The organism is Sphingobium sp. FW305-3-2-15-F-TSA7 (assembly GCF_058787155.1).
Genome location: NZ_JBYSZM010000011.1, coordinates 158,147 through 174,162 on the forward strand (window position 1 = coordinate 158,147; position 16,016 = coordinate 174,162).

Sequence of the window (16,016 nt, forward strand, 5' to 3'; positions counted from 1 at the left end):
TCGGCCGATCGCTGTTGATGGACAGATAAACCCGCGACGATGGTCCGGAAAGATTGCGATATCCGACGCAGCGTTCTATTTTCAGGACGATGCAGGATCTCAACGATCTCTATTATTTCGTCCAGGTCGTCGACCATGGCGGCTTTGCCGCGGCGGGCCGCGCGCTCGGCGTTCAGAAATCGAAGCTCAGCCGCCGTATCCAGTTGCTGGAGGAACGGCTCGGCGTCCGGCTGATCCAGCGCTCCTCACGCCGCTTCTCGGTCACCGAGATCGGGCGCGAATTCCATGATCGCTGCGTCGCCATGCTGGTGGAGGCCGAGGCCGCCGAACAGGTGATCGCCGAGATCCGCGCCGAGCCGCGCGGCGTGGTCAGGATGAGCTGCCCGACAGCACTTCTCGCCTTCCAGTTCGGCGCGCTGGTCGCGCGCTTCATGGCGGCCAATCCGGCGGTCGAAGTGCATCTGGAAGGCACCAATCGCCGCGTCGACGTGATTGCCGAGGGCATCGATATCGCCATCCGCGTTCGTTTCCCGCCGCTCGAGCCGACCGAACTGGTCATGCGCCGTCTCGACGACAGCACCCAATGCCTGGTCGCCAGCCCGGCGCTCGTGTCGCAGCCGCTGTCGTCGCCGGCCGATCTCGGCCGCCTGCCCAGCCTCGATCTCGGCCCGCCGCATCGTCAGCATGTCTGGCAGCTTCATCATGACGATGGCGGCAGCGCCTCGGTCAATCACCGGCCGCGGCTCGTCACCGACGATATGGCGGCGCTGCGTGAGGCGGCGCTGGCCGGCGTCGGCGTGGTCCAGCTGCCGACGATGATGATCTGGGAGGATATCGGCGCGGGCCGGCTTCTCCATGTCCTGCCCGACTGGCGACCGCGCAGCGGCGTGATCCACGCGGTGTTCCCGTCGCGGCGCGGTTTGCTGCCCTCGGTGCGCGCGCTGGTCGATTTCCTTGCGCATGAATGCGCGACCCAGCGGCGCCAGGCGGATCACTTCCTTTAGTTGCCAGCGTCAGTCGTCATTGCCCGGCACCTCGTCCGGCGTGACGATCGCCAGGCTCGGATGCGCCTGACGGACATGGCTGCCGGCGGGGATGCTCTGGGTCAGCCAAACATTGCCGCCGATCACCGAATTGCGCCCGATGGTGACGCGGCCGAGAATGGTCGCGCCCGAATAGATCACGACATCGTCCTCGACGATCGGATGGCGTGCCTCGCCCTTGGCGAGGGCGCCGTCGTCATCGACCAGGAAGCTGCGCGCGCCCAGCGTCACTGCCTGATAGAGCCGGACCCGTTCGCCGATGATCGCGGTTTCGCCGATCACGACGCCGGTGCCATGGTCGATGAAGAAGCTGGGGCCGATCTGCGCGCCGGGATGGATGTCGATCCCGGTTCGCGAATGCGCGATCTCCGCGATGATCCGTGCGACCAGCGGCGCGCCGAGCGTATGGAGCCGGTGCGCCAGGCGGTGATGGACGACCGCGGTGACGCACGGATAGCAGAGCAGCACCTCGTCGACGCTGCGCGCGGCCGGATCGCCGCGATAGGCCGCCTCGACATCGGTATCGAGCAGGCTGCGGATATCGGGCAGCGACTGCGCGAAGGCGCGGATGATCGACTGGACATCGGCTTCGACATCGTCGGGCAATGCCGGCCGCCGCGCATAGAGCAGTTCCTGCCGGATCTGTGCGGCCAGTTGCGACAGGGCCGATTCGAGCACGGTCTCGACATAGGCGTCCTCGTTGCCGGGATTGAGCTCGGGCGGGCCCAGCCGCAGCGGAAACAGCACCGCGCCCAGCGAAGCGACGATCCGGCCGAGCGACTGGCGCGACGGAAAACCGAAACTGCCATGTTCGGCATGGCGCGCATTCGCGCCGCGCCATCGGTCGCGCGCCGCGCGCAGGCCCTGGACGACCGGGCCGATCTCCTCGTTCGGGCTGAAGGGGGCGACGTCGATGGCCGACGGCCGAAACGGGTCCAATTTGCTCTGTTCCATGACCAGACAGCTCGCCCCATTGGAGGGAAATCTCAAAATAGCTTTTTCTACTCATTTGATAGAAAAAACTTGTCCCCTCATGGAATGTGGTGTGGCATCGGGGTTGGGCATGATTCCCGCCGCTCCCTCTCCCAAGACCGCGCTGATCGTCCGCCATGTGCCGTATGAAGGGCTGGCCGGATTCCGCGCGCCCATCGAAAATGCCGGCTATGCGCTCGACCGGATCGATGTCGATGCTCCCGATTTTCCGGACGCCGACCTGGTCTCGCCCGATCTCGTGATCCTGATGGGCGGACCGATGGGTGTCGGGGAAAGCGATGAATATCCCTGGATTCCGCACGAGATCGAACGGCTGAAGGCACGGCTGGATGCGGATCGGCCGACGCTCGGCGTCTGCCTGGGCGCGCAGATGATCGCGTCGGCATTGGGCGCCGACGTCTATTCCGGGCCCGAGCGCGAAATCGGCTTCTATCCTCTCGCGCTGACGCCGGCGGGTGTTGAGACGCCGCTGCGCCATCTCGACGGAACCCGCGTGCTGCAATGGCATGGCGACACGTTCGATCTGCCGCCCGACACCGAATGGCTCGCCCAGACCGATCGCTACAGGCATCAGGCGTTTCGGCGCGGAAAATCGGTGCTCGCGCTCCAATGCCATGCTGAAATGGGGCTCGATCCGCGGATCGATGCCTGGATCGCGCAATCGCGCGAGGATTTGGAAGCGGCGGGATTGTGCGGCGACCGGCTTCGCATAGACTATTACCGGCACGGTCCCGACGCGGTGGTCGCGGGGCAGAAGATGATCTCGGCCTGGCTCGGGGAACTCCAATAGGGCGCGGGCACAAGACGGGCACGAAAGGAGAGCGATATGGCGACGTTGCGCATTGACGATCCGGGCCTGATCGAGCGCGCGGCATCACGGGGTATCGCGATCGCACCGTCGACGCCGACATTGGGCGCGGAGATCGCCGGGATCGGCCTGAACGACCCGATCGACGAGTCGGTGGCGGACATCATCCGAGAGGCGTGGCTGCGCTACAAGGTGATCTTCTTTCGCGACCAGGATATCGGCCATGACGCGCATATCCGGCTCGGCCGGTTGTTCGGCGCGCTCGAAGGCCATCCGGTGATTCCGCATGTGCCGGGATATCCCGAACTGCTGCTGATCAAGGGCGTCGAAGGGGTGACGCTGACTCCGGAGACTTTCGAGCCGTTCAAGGCCTTCAACAAATGGCACACCGACGTCACCTTTCGGCAGCATCCTTCAATCGCCTCGGTCCTGCGGGCGCGGACGATACCGCCCGTCGGCGGCGACACGATCTGGGCGGATGCGGCGGCCGCCTATCGGGGGCTGCCTCAGGCGATCAAGGATCGGATCGCCGGGCTCGATGCCGAACACGACATCGTCCGCAGCTATGGCGGACGCGTCAGCGAAGAGAAGCGCGCCCAGCTCGCGCGCGATTTCCCGCCGGCGACCCATCCGGTCGTACGCACCCATCCCGAAACGGGCGAGAAGATCCTCTACGTCAACCACAGCTTCACGACGCGGATCCTCGGCATTGCCGAAGAAGAGAGCCGGCAATTGCTCGACTTGCTGTTCGAGCGGATCAAGGTGCCCGAATATCATGTCCGGTTCCGGTGGAGCCCGAACGCGATCGGCATCTGGGACAATCGCTCGACCCAGCATTATGCGGTGGGGGATTATTGGCCGGCGGAGCGCGTGCTCGAACGCGTCACCGTCTCGGGCGACGTCGTCGCGCGATGATATCGCGTCGCGCAGGCTCGCGGCGATTTCAGGGTTGAAAGGAAAAGTTGCTTTGATCCCGATATTCTCAACCATATAAGTAGACTTAATGGTTCTGGGACTGGGTCCCATCGAATAGCCGGGAGTTTCCCCCTCTCCCTTCTCCCGGTAAAGCCTGGGCCGCACGCGAGTCACGCCGTGTGCGGCCCCCTTTTTCGGAGATGGGGCGGGGCCTCAGGCCGCTTCCCCGGCGATGTTGCGCAGCGCCTGCTCGAACGCGGCGGGCGGCTGTCCGCCCGAGATCAGATAACGATCGTCGATGATCACCGCGGGTACCGAGCTGATGCCGCGCGATTGCCAGAGCTGCTCGGCGCGGCGGACCTCCTCGGCGTAACGCCCCGATGCCAGCACGTCGCGCGCGGCCGCGCCGTCGAGCCCGGCCTTCTCGGCGGCGGCGACCAGCACGTCGTGATCGGACGGCGCCTGCCCGTTCGTGAAATAGGCTTCGAACAGCGCATGTTTGAGCGCGGCCTGATGCCCCTCGATCTCCGCCCAATGGAGCAGGCGGTGCGCGTCGAAAGTATTGTAGATGCGGCTCTCGTCCGACCCGGCCATGACGAAGCCGACTTCGCCGGCGCGGGCGCGGATCATCTCGCGATTGGCCGCGGACTGTTCGGGGGTCGAGCCGTATTTCTGCGTGATGTGCTCGACGATATTCTGCCCCTCGGGCGGCATGTTCGGATTGAGCTCGAACGGCTGGAAACTGATCCGCGCATCGATCAGGTCACCGGTCTGCGCCAGCGCTTCCTCCAGCCCGCGCAGGCCGATGATGCACCATGGGCAGGAGATGTCGGATACGAAGTCGATCTTCATCGGCCGGGCCATCGGCAATTCCTTTCGATCAGCTAGAGCGATTTGCAGCTCGACGGACCCATCGAACGACTCGAGCCGTAGGCCAGCGAAGCTGAAATCGCGGTAAAACAAATAGCTTGATCTTGTGCCGATATGAGGGGTGATTGCGCGATTTCCAGAGCTGCGGTGCGATGCCGGCATATCGGCGGCGGATCAGGACAGTCCGGCCGTGCCGCCGCCATCGACCGCGAGCGCCTGGCCGGTGACGAACGATGCCGCGTCCGAACACAGCCATATCACGGCTTCCCCGACTTCCTCCGCGCGCGCCATCCGGCCGGCGGGGCTGGCGGCGACGCGGTCGTCGAGCATCGGCAGGCGTTCGCGCAACCGCGCGGCAAGCGGGGTTTCGACCATACTGGCGCACACCGCGTTGACGCGGATGTTGGTGCGCGCATTTTCCAATGCGGCGGATCGGGTGAGGCCGATGACGGCATGTTTGGTCGCGACATAGTCGCCGCCGCCCGGCACGCCGCGCAGCCCCGCGGTCGAGCCGGCATTGACGATCGCGCCGCCGCCCTGGGTCAGCATCTGGCGGATCTCGAACTTCATGCATTGGCGCAGGCCGCGCACGTTGAGCGCGAGCAGGCGTTCGAGATTGTCGTCATCGGCATCCTCGGCGCGGTGCGGCATGGCGCCTTCCGCGCCGGCATTGTTGTAAGCGCAGTCGAGACTGCCGAAGCGATCCACGGTCGCGCGCACCGCCGCTTCGATCTGCTCGGGGCGCGTGACGTCGGTTTCGACGAACAGGCCCTGTCCGCCCGCCGCCTCGATCAGCGCGACGGTTTCCATCCCGCCCGCGCGATCGCGGTCGATCACCGCCACCCCCTTTGCGCCGTCGCGTACGAACAGCAATGCGGTCGCGCGGCCGATCCCCGATCCCGCACCCGTGATGAAGGCCGTTTTCCCGTCAAATCTCGCCATGCCGATCCTCCCTCAACCGCGCCGGATTACCGGCAGCACCATATGGCTGGGCCGCGCGGCATCGTGATGGATGCGGTCGGTGCCCAGCCGCACCCCGAAATCATGCCAGAATGGATCGTCGGTCAGCGGTGAATCGCCCGGCGCCACTTCGATGCGGATGCGATGGCCGCGCTTGAAGACCCAGGATGTCGGCCAGACCTCGATCTCGAGCAGGACGGGCTCGCCCGGCACGATCGGGTCGTCGCGTTCGTGATGGTGGAACGGGCGATGCGCGCTGCTGCGTTCCGGGTCGCGCGCGCGTCGGCTCGCCTTCAGCCAGCCGCGGGTGATGCCGATCCCGGGCGATCCGCTCGCCGGCGCATCCGCCGGCGGCTGGTCGGCCAGCTTGATATAGACGTCGGTGTCGGGCTGGTCGGAGGACAGCCACAGCTTCATGATAATCGATCCGCAAATCTCGATCTCTTCGTCGAGTATCTCGGACGTGAAGGTCGCGATCGTCGCGAGCGCGTCGAAACTGCCATCCTCGCGCGGTACGGTGGTGCCGGTTCCCGGCCAGCCGCCCCAGTCGGGATGGGCATAGCTGTAATCGGTGCCCTCGCCCCCGTCCGCGTCCACACCGGCCGGCGGCTGCCATGACAGCCGCCCGTCATTGAGCGACGCCACCGCATCGGCCTTGCCGGGGGCAAGATAGAGCGGCGTCCATGCGATCTGCGGCAGCGGCCAGGCTTCGGCACTGTGCCACTGGTTGTCGGGCCGGGTGATGTAGCGCACCTCGGGCTCGTCCATGATGCCGTTGTCGATGCCCTTCAGCCAATGATCGTACCAGCGCAGCAACTCGACATGGATCTGCTTCGAAAGGACCAGCTTGTGCGAGGCATGGATGCCGCCAAAGCCGCCGCACAGCATCAGCTTCCTGGGACCGCGCACCAGTTCGTAACCCAGCACATTGCCGCGCAGATGCAGCCCGACCATGTTCCAGTTGCCGATCGAATAGACCGGGATATCGACCTCGCCCAGCCGCGCCGACGCGTCGCGCGACCGCCAGAAATCGTCATAGTTCGGATGCCGGAACGACGCGTCGCAGAAATCGAATTTCATGACATCGGCCGGTTTGTCGCCCGGCATGTCCATGATCACGCGCTTGCGGAATTTGGGCACCCACCATTGCGCGAAACCCATCGACCAGATCCCGCCATGGAAGAAGAAGTCGCGATAGGGGTCGATCGACGCGTCATAGGGCGCGATACAGGCCAGGCTGGGCGGCCGCATCGCCGCGGCGAGCCATTGGCAGACGCCGTAATAGCTGTAGCCGATCATGCCGACCTTGCCCGTCGACCAGTCCGCCGCGCCGATCCATTCGATCAGCTCGTACATGTCCTGCTGCTCGCGCGGGCCCCAGCCTTCATAATCGCCTTCGAGCGACTTGCCCGCGCCGCGCGTGTCGGCATGGACATAGACATAGCCGCGCCGCACCCACCAGGCGATGTCGAGCGTCTCGCGAAAGCGATAGGTGGGAAAGATCGGCCGGTCGTCAAATGCCTTGATATAGGGCGCGGTCGCGAACAGCGCGGGATGCGGGCCCGGTGTGGTCGGACGGAAAATGTCGACGGAGATATGGACGCCGTCGCTCATGAGCACGCGCACGTCGCGCTCGACCGTCACGTCGTCGCGCAGGTCGAGCCAGGCCGACGGATCTTCGAGCGCGTCGTAATCGGGTGTCGTCATGCGGGGATTGCCTCGGGATTGAATTCGGTCAGGCGGCTGCCGGGCAGATAGGCCTCGGCAAAGCTGCGGCGCGCGGCGGCACGGGCCAGCCATGGCGCGATTGCGGGGTGATCGGCCCAGATATGCGAAAGGCCGATATCCTCCATGCGCACGATCGTCGGGATCAGGACGATATCGGCGATGGTGAATTGATCGCCGAGCAGCCAGGGGCGCCCGTCGCCGAGCGCCGTATCGACGCGGCGGATGCACGATGCCAGCCGCTCCAGCGACTCCGCGACCATATCCTCGGGGAAACCGTCTTGCCCCATCTGCTGGTAGAAGCGCCGGCGCAGCGGCATCGCCTCCGTCATCGACGCGAAGGATTCAGCGCTCATCCGCTGGAAAAAGGCGATCAGACGGCGATTGAAGGATGGTATCCGGATCGCCGCGGTCGGCACTTCCTCGAAATAGCGCATCCATGCCCGCATCCTGGCGCGGCCCGTCGCATCGGGCGGCGACAGGGCGGGTTCCGGAAACACCTCGTCCAGATATTCGCAGATGACCGAGGAATCGACGATCGCCTGGCCGTCATGAACCAGCGTCGGCACGACACCATTGGGATTGAGCGCGAGATAGGCGGGCGACAGATGCTCGCGCACCGCGAAATCGACTTCATGCGCTTGGTAGCTCAGCCCCTTTTCGCCAAGCGCGATCCGGACCTTTTGCGAACAGGTGGATATGGCCCCGTGATAGAGCTTGAGCATCGCGATTTCCTCTCCCGGCAAGGATAGGAAAACTGCTGGTTTCGCGTCAAACTATAATCGAATAAAGGGAATATATTCCCATTAATCGAGATTATGTGGATGGGGATATCGCACTTGGAACCCCACATTGTCATTCCCGCGCATGCGCACTGGTGTCCGGGATTGTGCCGGCGGAAGACGGCGTGAGCCAGATAAGCCGGGAGGATCAGCCTGCAATTCAGCTGTCGAGATAGGGTTTGAGCTTAACGCCGCATCTCCGCGTCTCCGCGACTCCGCGTGAATCATTCCGGCTCAGCAAATGTCCCAGGCCAACAGGTTCACGCGGAGACGCAGAGACGCGGAGGATCGCCTGCCCCATGCAATGGGCCTCTTTCGTCCCATCCTCTCCTTCGTGTCTTCGCGCCTTCGCGTGAACCCGACGACTTCGGCACAGTCACCGAACTTGCATGGCTCACGCGAAGGCGCGAAGGTCCTTGATGCCCGGGTTTGAAACCCTTTCGGAAAATCCCGAACGCCAGTGCGCATGCGGGAATGACAAAAGGGGCTAGTCGACGATCGCCACGCATCGCGTCCAGCCTGCCGATGCGGCGCGGATCTTCACCGGGAAACAGGCGACGGTGAAGCCATGGCTGTCGATCGCTTCCAGATTGTGGAGCTTCTCCATCTGATAATATTCGCGTTCGCGGCCCGCCTTATGGCCTTCCCAGATGATCGACGGATCGCCGTCGCGCGCGAAGCGCTCGCGGGTGAAGCTGAACGGCACGTCCCAGCTCCAGGCGTCGGTGCCGACGATCTTCACGCCTTGTTCGAGCAGATGCAGCGTCGCCGCGCGTCCCATGCCGCAGCCGCGCTCGCGATAATCCGCTTCGCCATAACGGGCGCCGGCCGATGTGTTGACGAGGACGATGGTGAGCGGTTCGATCACCGCGCCAGACCGGGCCAGCTCGGCATCGATATCGTCGGGCGTGACGACATAGCCGTCGGGAAGGTGCCGGAAATCGAGCTTGATGCCCGGCTTCAGGCACCATTCGAGCGGCAGCTGATCGATCGTCCGCGCCGGTTTCCCGCCGTCCATGGTCGATGCGAAATGCCAGGGCGCGTCCATATGCGTGCCGCTATGCGTGGAGAGCGTCAGCCGCTCCGACGCCCAGGCTTCGCCGTCGATCAGCTGATCCTCGGTCAGGCCGGGAAATTCGGCGAAGAAACTCGGGATCGCGGTCTTGTGATCGAAATATTCGATGTGCGGCATCAGCGGCTCGGGGTCGGACGGCACCCCGATCTCGATCGGAATCGACAGGTCGATCATGCGCATGGCGCTCTCCTCAATTGGGCTTGGTGACGCGGTTGCGGAGTATGCCGATCCCCTCGATCTCGAGCTCGATCAGATCGCCCGGCTGAATCCAGCGGCTGAATTCGGCGCCGCAGCCATTGCCGACGGTGCCCGATCCGATGACTTCGCCGGCATGCAGCGTCTCGTCCGCCGAAATATGTTCGAGTATCCGATCGAAGCGGTGATGCATGGTGCCGGAATCGCCGCGCGACCATCGCTCGCCATTCACCCGCGCGGTCATCACCCGGTCGTACGGATCGAATTCGTCGGTGGTCACGATCCACGGCCCCATGATGTTGCCGGTGTCGAAATCCTTGCCCTTGGCGGGGCCGAGCCGGCCGGGCATTTCACGGAACTGCGCGTCGCGTGCGCTGACATCGTTATAGATCGTGAAACCGAAAATATGATCGAACGCATCCTCGCGACGGATATTCTTGCCCGTCTTGCCGATGACCATCGCCATTTCGAGCTCATAGTCCAGCCGCTGCGAATAGCGCGGCCAGACGATGTCGTCCTCATGGCCTATGAAGGTGAAGCGGTTGCATTTGTAATAGATGGGCTGCTCGTACCACACCGGCGGGATCGCGAAGGCGCCCGAATCCATCAGCGCGCGAAACGCCTGTTCGGGGTCGGGATCGTCGGCGACGAGCAGGCGCGCATGCTGCTCGCTGCCCTGGAGCAGGTGCCGTTCGAAGACGAGGCAGTCGCGCATCTGCTGCGGCAGCGGCAGCGGCGCCATCAGCTTCAGTCCGGCCAGCGCGACCAGCGCCGCTTCGGGCGGCGCCGCGACCAGGTCGCGTGCCCGCGCCAGCCCGGCTTCGCCTGCGTCGATCAGCGCCTGCATCGATGCGAAGGCGGGATCGGGATCGGCGGCGGCGAGATCGAGCACGCGATCCTCGCCGATCAGCGCCCCGATCCTGGGGCCGGTGGACGAACGATAGGTCAAGAGCTTCATGCAGGCTCCTCCGCTGGGGGATCGAAACGGGAAATGGTGAAGGCGGCGAACGCGCCGAGTATGGCGAGCAATGCCGCCGCCGCGAAAATGGCGCGATTGCTGAAACCGAGTTCGAGCGCGAGCGCGACGAGCGCGGGGCCGATCACCGATCCGACCCGGCCGATGCCCTGCGCCCAGCCGATGCCGGTCGCGCGGATCGCCGCGGGATAGCGCGCGGCGGCGATCGCGTTGTTGCACACCTGCCCGCCGGGAATGATCAGCCCGACGACAAAGGCGACGCCGATCATCGCGGCTAGCGATCCGCCGACAAAGCCGAAAGCGGCGACGCCGATCGCACCGAGCAGGAAGGCGGCGGCAAGGACGCGCTCGCCATGGCGCGCGACGAAATAGCCGATCAGCAGCCCGCCCGCTGCGCCGCCGAGATTGCAGATGCCCGCGGCGATCGCGGCCTGTGCGGTGGTGAAGCCATCGCGTTCGAGCAAGGCGGGCAGCCAGCTCGCCAGCAGATAGACGTTGAGCAAAGTGGCGAAGAACAACAGCCACAGCGTGAGCGTGACCGGCGCCCGCCCGTCGCGCAGCAGCGTGTCGCCCGAAGGCAGCCGGCGGGCCGGCCGGGCGACGGGTGCGGGCGGCTGGCGATCGAGCACCGCGGCGAGCAACAGCACGATGACCAGGGCGAGCGTGCCCATGCCGATCAGCAGCGCTTCCCAGCCATGCCGGGGCAGCGACCAGGCCGCGATCATCCCGCCGAAAAATCCGCCCATCGGAAATCCGCACATCAATATGGTGACATAGAGCGTGCGCCGATGCGGCGGCGGCGCCTCATGCGCGATCGTCACCAGCCCGGGCATCATCGCGCCCAGGAAGATGCCGGTGACGAAACGCAGCACGACCAGTTCGGGGATGTTCGTCGCTGCGGCGGTGGCGATCGTCGCCACGCCGACGCCGATGCCTGACAGCAGGATCAGCCGCTTGCGTCCGATCCGGTCGCCGAGTGGTGCGAGGACGAGCCCGCCGACGATCAGTCCGAGCAGGCCGAGCGAAAACACCGCGCCAAAGGCGGGCAGGCCGATACCCCATTGGCGGGCCAGGCCGGGTGCCACGAACGCCATTGCCTGAACATCGAAACCGTCGAGCGCGGCCGCCAGCACGCTGACGGCGAGCACCAGCGCGGGGCGGGGCGCCCCTTGCCGCGCGGCACGGGGCACGCTGTCGTCCGAAACGCCCTCGATCGCCATCCCGCCTCCATCCGCTGCGCCGTCACGGTCCTTGCGACATGATCGGCGATCCCGGACCTGCTTATAGCAGCACCGCACGCCGCGCACCGTCGTCCCCGAGGACGACAGACAGGATCGCCGTGTCGAGGCTAGTTCGCAGCATGACCGAGGGGAAACATGACGGGATCGTGATCGCGGGTGGCGGGCCGGTCGGCCTTGTCGCCGCCGCCTGCCTTGCGCGGCTGGGGGTGCGTTCGACCGTGATCGAGGCGCGGACCGGACCTGGCATCGGCAGCCGCGCGGTCTGCCTGTCGCGGCGCAGTCTCGAGATCCTCGACTGGGCGGGCTGTGCGGCGCCGGTGCTCGAAAAGGGCCTGGCATGGCGCGAAGGCCGCGCCTTTCATCGCGGTGCGCTGGTCCATCATCTGCAAATGCCCGACGATGACGATCAGAAGCATCCGCCGATGATCAACCTGCAGCAATTCCATCTCGAGGCGATGCTCGAAACCCATTGCCGCGAAACCGGGCTGGTCGAACTCTGCCACGGCGAAACGATCACGGGCGTCACCCGGGGCGATGATCATGTCGGGATCGCGCTGGGCGACGCGCGGATCGCGGCGGACTGGCTGATCGCCGCCGACGGTGCGCGGTCCGCCGTGCGCAACGGCCTGGGGCTGCGGCTGGAGGGGGCGTCCTATGCCGGGCGCTATCTGATCGCCGATATCCTGCTCGACAGCGAATACCCGACCGAGCGCCGCATCTGGTTCGATCCGCCGTCCAATCCGGGATCGACGGTGATCATGCATCGCCAGCCCGACACGGTGTGGCGCATCGACTATCAATTGCTCGACGACGAAAGCGACGCCGACGAATTGCGGCCGGCGCGGATCGCGGAGCGGGTGGCGGCACATCTGGCGCATATCGGTGAGACGGGATCATGGTCGCTGATCTGGAGCTCGATCTATCGCGCGCACACGCTGGCGCTGAACCGATACCGCCATGGTCGCGTGATCTTTGCCGGCGATGCGGCGCATCTCGTGCCGATCTTCGGCGTGCGCGGGCTCAATTCGGGCATCGCCGACGCGCATAATCTCGCCTGGAAACTGGCGCGCGTCGCCGCCGGCACGTCGCGGCCCGATCTGCTCGACAGCTATGATGGAGAGCGGCGCGGAGCGACGCAGGAGATATTCCGCCAGGCGCGCAAGACCCTGCGCTTCGTCACCCCCGATACGCCCGGCGACCGGCTGACGCGTGACGCGGTGCTGGCACTGGCCGGCCGCCACGCGTTCGTCCGGCCGCTGATCGATCCGCGCCAGTCCGAACCCAATGACTATGCCGGCGACGCGCTGACCACGCCCGACCGGTCGGAGGACAGTTTCGCGACCCGGCCGATGCCGGGCGCGGTGCTGCGCAGCATGCGCGACGGCCAGGGCTGGCTGCACGACCGGCTCGACGGAGACTTCGCCTTGATCACCGCGTCCGATGCCGTCGCCGCGGCCGCGCGGCTGGCCGGGGTACGGCCGATGGTCGTCCGGACCGAAGCCCTGCCGCTGCTCGATCTCGCCGGCGACACCGCCTATCTGCTGCGCCCGGACGGCCATCTCGCCGCCCGCTGGAAAACACCCGATACCGACGCGATCCGTGAAGCGCGCGATCGCGCCGCGTGCCCGGCATGAGCGGGATCCCCCAGGAACGGCTGGAACGGGCCTGTTACGCGCTGGCGGCAGCGATCGATGCCGAGGCCGATCCGGCCGCCTATCTCACGCGGCTGGCGCTGTTGCTGATGCGGCAATGCGGGTTCGATGAGGGCGCGATCGCGGCGATCGAAGAGGCGCGCGACCGGGATTGACTGATCGCGCCCGCTAGCGGGCGTTCGTGGCCCAATCACGAAACGCTTCTAGCAGGGAGCGCAAATGCAGCGGCCCACCTGCACCACGAAAGACGTTGCCTTCCGTCCAACACGTCCACCAGTCGGTTTCATGCTCGTAATTGTGAGTGATCCGGTCGAGCACACGACCGCTGCAATCGGTTCCGTCTAACGCGATTTTTATCGACCAACCCGGATTGTCGATGGTGTAGATTTTGGGACCGAAGCCATGCTCCCAATCTCCATCGCATTGGGCCTCATACCAACGTGCCAACCAATCCAGAACATCCATCCGAAGAAACTATCGGAACGATAGCAGCATGGAAAGCGCCTGGCAGCTTTCCACCATTCGCATGCAGTTTGGGCCGAGGAGCCACCAGAAAGCCAACTTTCGCTCTCGGGCTACGTAGCGCCTCAGTTGCGGACATTCCCTACAGGCGTACCTCCTCGACCGGATCACCACGTTCGAACTCCCATATCTGCGCCATGTTCAGCACTTGGTCGAAAGGCTCGTCGGGATGGGAAGTCGTGCACAAAAAGCGACTCGAATCGCTTCCGTCACCGACGACAAGCCAATCGATTGTCTCTTCGAGTTCTTCACAGCCCGGGCCGAAGATGGCGAGCAACGATACACCGTCTGCAAGGCATTGTTCGACGAATGCGTCGAGGCAATTCTCATCTTCAACCGGGCTGTGAAGGATGATTTTCCGGGCCAACACCATGTCCCCGAGATTAGGCACCGGCTCTGACGACTGCAATCGGCCAACCGATCGGAAGCGATTCGAGCGGCGCATCATTCGGGTCGAGATGAGCGCGATCATAGGGATTTGCCCGGGCGGCTCCCATCGTGCAAAGGGCTTGTCAGGGGGGCGACGACGCAGAGGAATATTCATGTTTCGCAGCCGCTTCGCTGTACCGCTCCTGCTGGGAGCCGGTCTTGCCTCCGCCGCCTCGGCGAATCCCTATTACGACGCCGCGATCTGCAAGCCGCCCTATACGATGGACTCCGCCACGACCCTTTATGAGGCGGTGGAGAAGCTTGCCAAGCCCGACACGTCGATGCTGACGGCCTATGTCTACACGCTGCCGGAGGAGCTGGGCCAGGACGGTTTCAAGAGCCGCGAGGTCGTTTTCGCCGGCACGGCGATCGGCGTCCTGATCGAAGGGCTGCAGGCCGACGCGCTGGCCGCGCTTTATCATCTGGAACGCGAGGCTTCGAACCTGCTCGGCACGTCGACCAAGGGCTATGCGCGAGCATTGCCGCCGGAACAGCAGCCCCAGCCCGATCTGGGAACGGTGTCGATCGTCGCGCGGGAAAGTGCATCGCTGCCCGGCAAGACGCTGCTGGCTTGCGAGCTCGTCTCGACGGCGGACCAGCAGGCCCTCGACGCCCATGACGCGGCCCGCGATCACTAGAGCATCGTGCGGAAAAGTGGGAACCGGTTTTCCGCAAAAGCGATGCGATCACAACATCTGGAGCTAGCTGCGCGATTCACCTTTCGTGCAGCTTGCTCCAGCCCCTGCCGGCACAGCCTTTATCGATCGGGTCCTTCATGGTCATCTTGTCGGCGATCCTCCATTTCCTCACCCAGCACCCCTTCTGGGCCTGGCCACTGATCATTCTCGCGGGTGTGCTGCTGGCCGGTGCGCTGGCGACATGGCGGAAGAGCGGTCGCTGGTATCTGCTGATCCTGCCTTTCTTCATCTATGGCCAGATCAACATCTTCACCGCGCATATCTTCAATGCGCTGTTCCTCGAAGCGTTCGGGATCGACGGGACGGCGGTGATCACCCAGTCCGAGGAAACCAGCTCGACGCTGAACGACCAGAGCATCTGGGCCTATGATGCGGTGATGAAGACGGCGGACGGCCGCGACGTGGTGACGCAGTTCGATACCATGTCCGCCAGCATCTATCCCATAACCAACGCGATCCTCATCCCGCCCCAGGGCGAGAGGTTCGTGGTCAGATATATTCCGGGTTTCCCGCGCAACTTCGTCATCATGCGCGACCTGTCGCCCTATGGGGCAAAATACCGGATCGCCGAGGATCGCAAACCCGTCGAGAAAGCGGCTGCGCAATTCGCGGCGAGCCCGGGCAACCGTGCCTTCATCGCCGAATATCGGGAGGCGTTGAAGCGCTTCATCGCCAGCCACCGCGATGACGCCGATCCCGCGCTGATCCGAAACTATCAGGCGCAGCGCGATGCGCTGCCGCATGTGGAGTGAGGAGCTGTCGCGGCGATAGCCGTCTTTGGACGATCGGGCCCTGATGCAGGATCGGGCCGATCCGATGGAGGGGCGGGAGAATCGCGCCGTCCCGGCTATAGCCGGGGTTATGATGGTCCGATCGGGGGTGCCGGCGCTGTTTCCACGCCCGGAAATCCGCCGAAATCGGGCAATCCGCAAAAATGACGATCTTGTGAAAAAGGCGGTTGACGCGAATCGGAGCCGTCCATATATGCCCTCTCACCGCAGCGGTGGACCACATCGGTTCCCGCAGTGGTCGCAAAAAACCAGGATGCCCGGCCCGCCCCGGTAAAAGGGGAGAGGTCAGGCGTCCGCGTTTTTTTGGCTCTTTGACATTGTCGGTTTAGATGAAGGGACAT

At 64.8% G+C, this 16,016-nt stretch carries 17 protein-coding genes; 7 read left to right on the top strand and 10 right to left on the bottom strand.

Annotated features, from left to right (window positions below):
• The first annotated feature begins 89 nt into the window (after positions 1-89).
• Complete coding sequence (locus AC3WN8_RS11220; RefSeq protein WP_492669495.1) at positions 90-1,004, top strand: LysR family transcriptional regulator; 915 nt, start codon at positions 90-92, stop codon at positions 1,002-1,004.
• A 9-nt stretch (positions 1,005-1,013) separates the two neighbouring features.
• Here the strand turns inward: AC3WN8_RS11220 and epsC are convergent, their stop codons facing one another.
• Positions 1,014-1,997, bottom strand: coding sequence for a serine O-acetyltransferase EpsC (epsC, locus tag AC3WN8_RS11225; protein WP_492669496.1), 984 nt, complete (start codon positions 1,995-1,997; stop codon positions 1,014-1,016).
• A 109-nt stretch (positions 1,998-2,106) separates the two neighbouring features.
• Here epsC and AC3WN8_RS11230 point away from each other — a divergent pair, with 109 nt between their 5' ends.
• Both AC3WN8_RS11230 and AC3WN8_RS11235 read left to right on the top strand, forming a co-directional pair.
• Complete coding sequence (locus AC3WN8_RS11230; protein ID WP_492669497.1) at positions 2,107-2,826, top strand: glutamine amidotransferase; 720 nt, start codon at positions 2,107-2,109, stop codon at positions 2,824-2,826.
• Between the two features lie 36 nt (positions 2,827-2,862).
• The gene (locus AC3WN8_RS11235) at positions 2,863-3,759 is read left to right on the top strand and encodes a TauD/TfdA dioxygenase family protein (RefSeq protein WP_492669498.1); all 897 of its coding nucleotides are present in this window, start codon (positions 2,863-2,865) and stop codon (positions 3,757-3,759) included.
• 213 nt (positions 3,760-3,972) lie between these two features.
• Here AC3WN8_RS11235 and AC3WN8_RS11240 read toward each other — a convergent pair whose 3' ends face one another.
• From AC3WN8_RS11240 to AC3WN8_RS11270, 7 genes are all read right to left on the bottom strand, one after another.
• The gene (locus AC3WN8_RS11240) at positions 3,973-4,623 is read right to left on the bottom strand and encodes a DsbA family oxidoreductase (protein ID WP_492669499.1); all 651 of its coding nucleotides are present in this window, start codon (positions 4,621-4,623) and stop codon (positions 3,973-3,975) included.
• A gap of 180 nt (positions 4,624-4,803) precedes the next feature.
• On the bottom strand, positions 4,804-5,571 hold the full coding sequence (locus AC3WN8_RS11245) for a glucose 1-dehydrogenase (RefSeq protein ID WP_492669500.1): 768 nt from the start codon (positions 5,569-5,571) through the stop codon (positions 4,804-4,806).
• A gap of 12 nt (positions 5,572-5,583) precedes the next feature.
• Complete coding sequence (locus tag AC3WN8_RS11250; protein ID WP_492669501.1) at positions 5,584-7,296, bottom strand: CocE/NonD family hydrolase; 1,713 nt, start codon at positions 7,294-7,296, stop codon at positions 5,584-5,586.
• The gene (locus AC3WN8_RS11255) at positions 7,293-8,039 is read right to left on the bottom strand and encodes a glutathione S-transferase family protein (protein WP_492669502.1); all 747 of its coding nucleotides are present in this window, start codon (positions 8,037-8,039) and stop codon (positions 7,293-7,295) included. Before AC3WN8_RS11255 ends, AC3WN8_RS11250 begins: the two co-directional genes overlap by 4 nt.
• A gap of 544 nt (positions 8,040-8,583) precedes the next feature.
• A complete protein-coding gene (locus tag AC3WN8_RS11260; protein WP_492669503.1) occupies positions 8,584-9,351 on the bottom strand; it encodes a cyclase family protein in 768 nt (255 codons plus the stop codon).
• Between the two features lie 10 nt (positions 9,352-9,361).
• Positions 9,362-10,324 (bottom strand): fumarylacetoacetate hydrolase family protein, encoded by a 963-nt coding sequence (locus AC3WN8_RS11265; protein ID WP_492669504.1) that lies wholly within the window; start codon positions 10,322-10,324, stop codon positions 9,362-9,364.
• Entirely contained in the window at positions 10,321-11,562 is a 1,242-nt protein-coding gene (locus tag AC3WN8_RS11270; protein ID WP_492669505.1) for an MFS transporter, read from the bottom strand. Before AC3WN8_RS11270 ends, AC3WN8_RS11265 begins: the two co-directional genes overlap by 4 nt.
• Before the next feature lie 140 nt (positions 11,563-11,702).
• Between AC3WN8_RS11270 and AC3WN8_RS11275 the strand changes: the two genes are divergently transcribed.
• Together AC3WN8_RS11275 and AC3WN8_RS11280 are read left to right on the top strand one after the other, a co-directional pair.
• Positions 11,703-13,217, top strand: a complete 1,515-nt coding sequence (locus AC3WN8_RS11275; RefSeq protein ID WP_492669506.1) for an FAD-dependent monooxygenase — start codon at positions 11,703-11,705, stop codon at positions 13,215-13,217.
• Entirely contained in the window at positions 13,214-13,390 is a 177-nt protein-coding gene (locus AC3WN8_RS11280; RefSeq protein WP_492669507.1) for a hypothetical protein, read from the top strand. Before AC3WN8_RS11275 ends, AC3WN8_RS11280 begins: the two co-directional genes overlap by 4 nt.
• A 13-nt stretch (positions 13,391-13,403) precedes the next feature.
• Here AC3WN8_RS11280 and AC3WN8_RS11285 read toward each other — a convergent pair whose 3' ends face one another.
• Positions 13,404-13,700, bottom strand: a complete 297-nt coding sequence (locus AC3WN8_RS11285) for an immunity 53 family protein (protein WP_492669508.1) — start codon at positions 13,698-13,700, stop codon at positions 13,404-13,406.
• A 139-nt stretch (positions 13,701-13,839) separates the two neighbouring features.
• Positions 13,840-14,229: a DUF7684 family protein gene (locus AC3WN8_RS11290; RefSeq protein WP_492669509.1), complete on the bottom strand. Its 390-nt coding sequence runs from the start codon at positions 14,227-14,229 to the stop codon at positions 13,840-13,842.
• A gap of 70 nt (positions 14,230-14,299) precedes the next feature.
• On the opposite strand from AC3WN8_RS11290, the gene AC3WN8_RS11295 reads away from it, so the two are divergent.
• The gene (locus tag AC3WN8_RS11295) at positions 14,300-14,824 is read left to right on the top strand and encodes a hypothetical protein (RefSeq protein ID WP_492669510.1); all 525 of its coding nucleotides are present in this window, start codon (positions 14,300-14,302) and stop codon (positions 14,822-14,824) included.
• A gap of 137 nt (positions 14,825-14,961) precedes the next feature.
• Positions 14,962-15,636: a hypothetical protein gene (locus tag AC3WN8_RS11300; protein WP_492669511.1), complete on the top strand. Its 675-nt coding sequence runs from the start codon at positions 14,962-14,964 to the stop codon at positions 15,634-15,636.
• Positions 15,637-16,016: the final 380 nt, after the last annotated feature.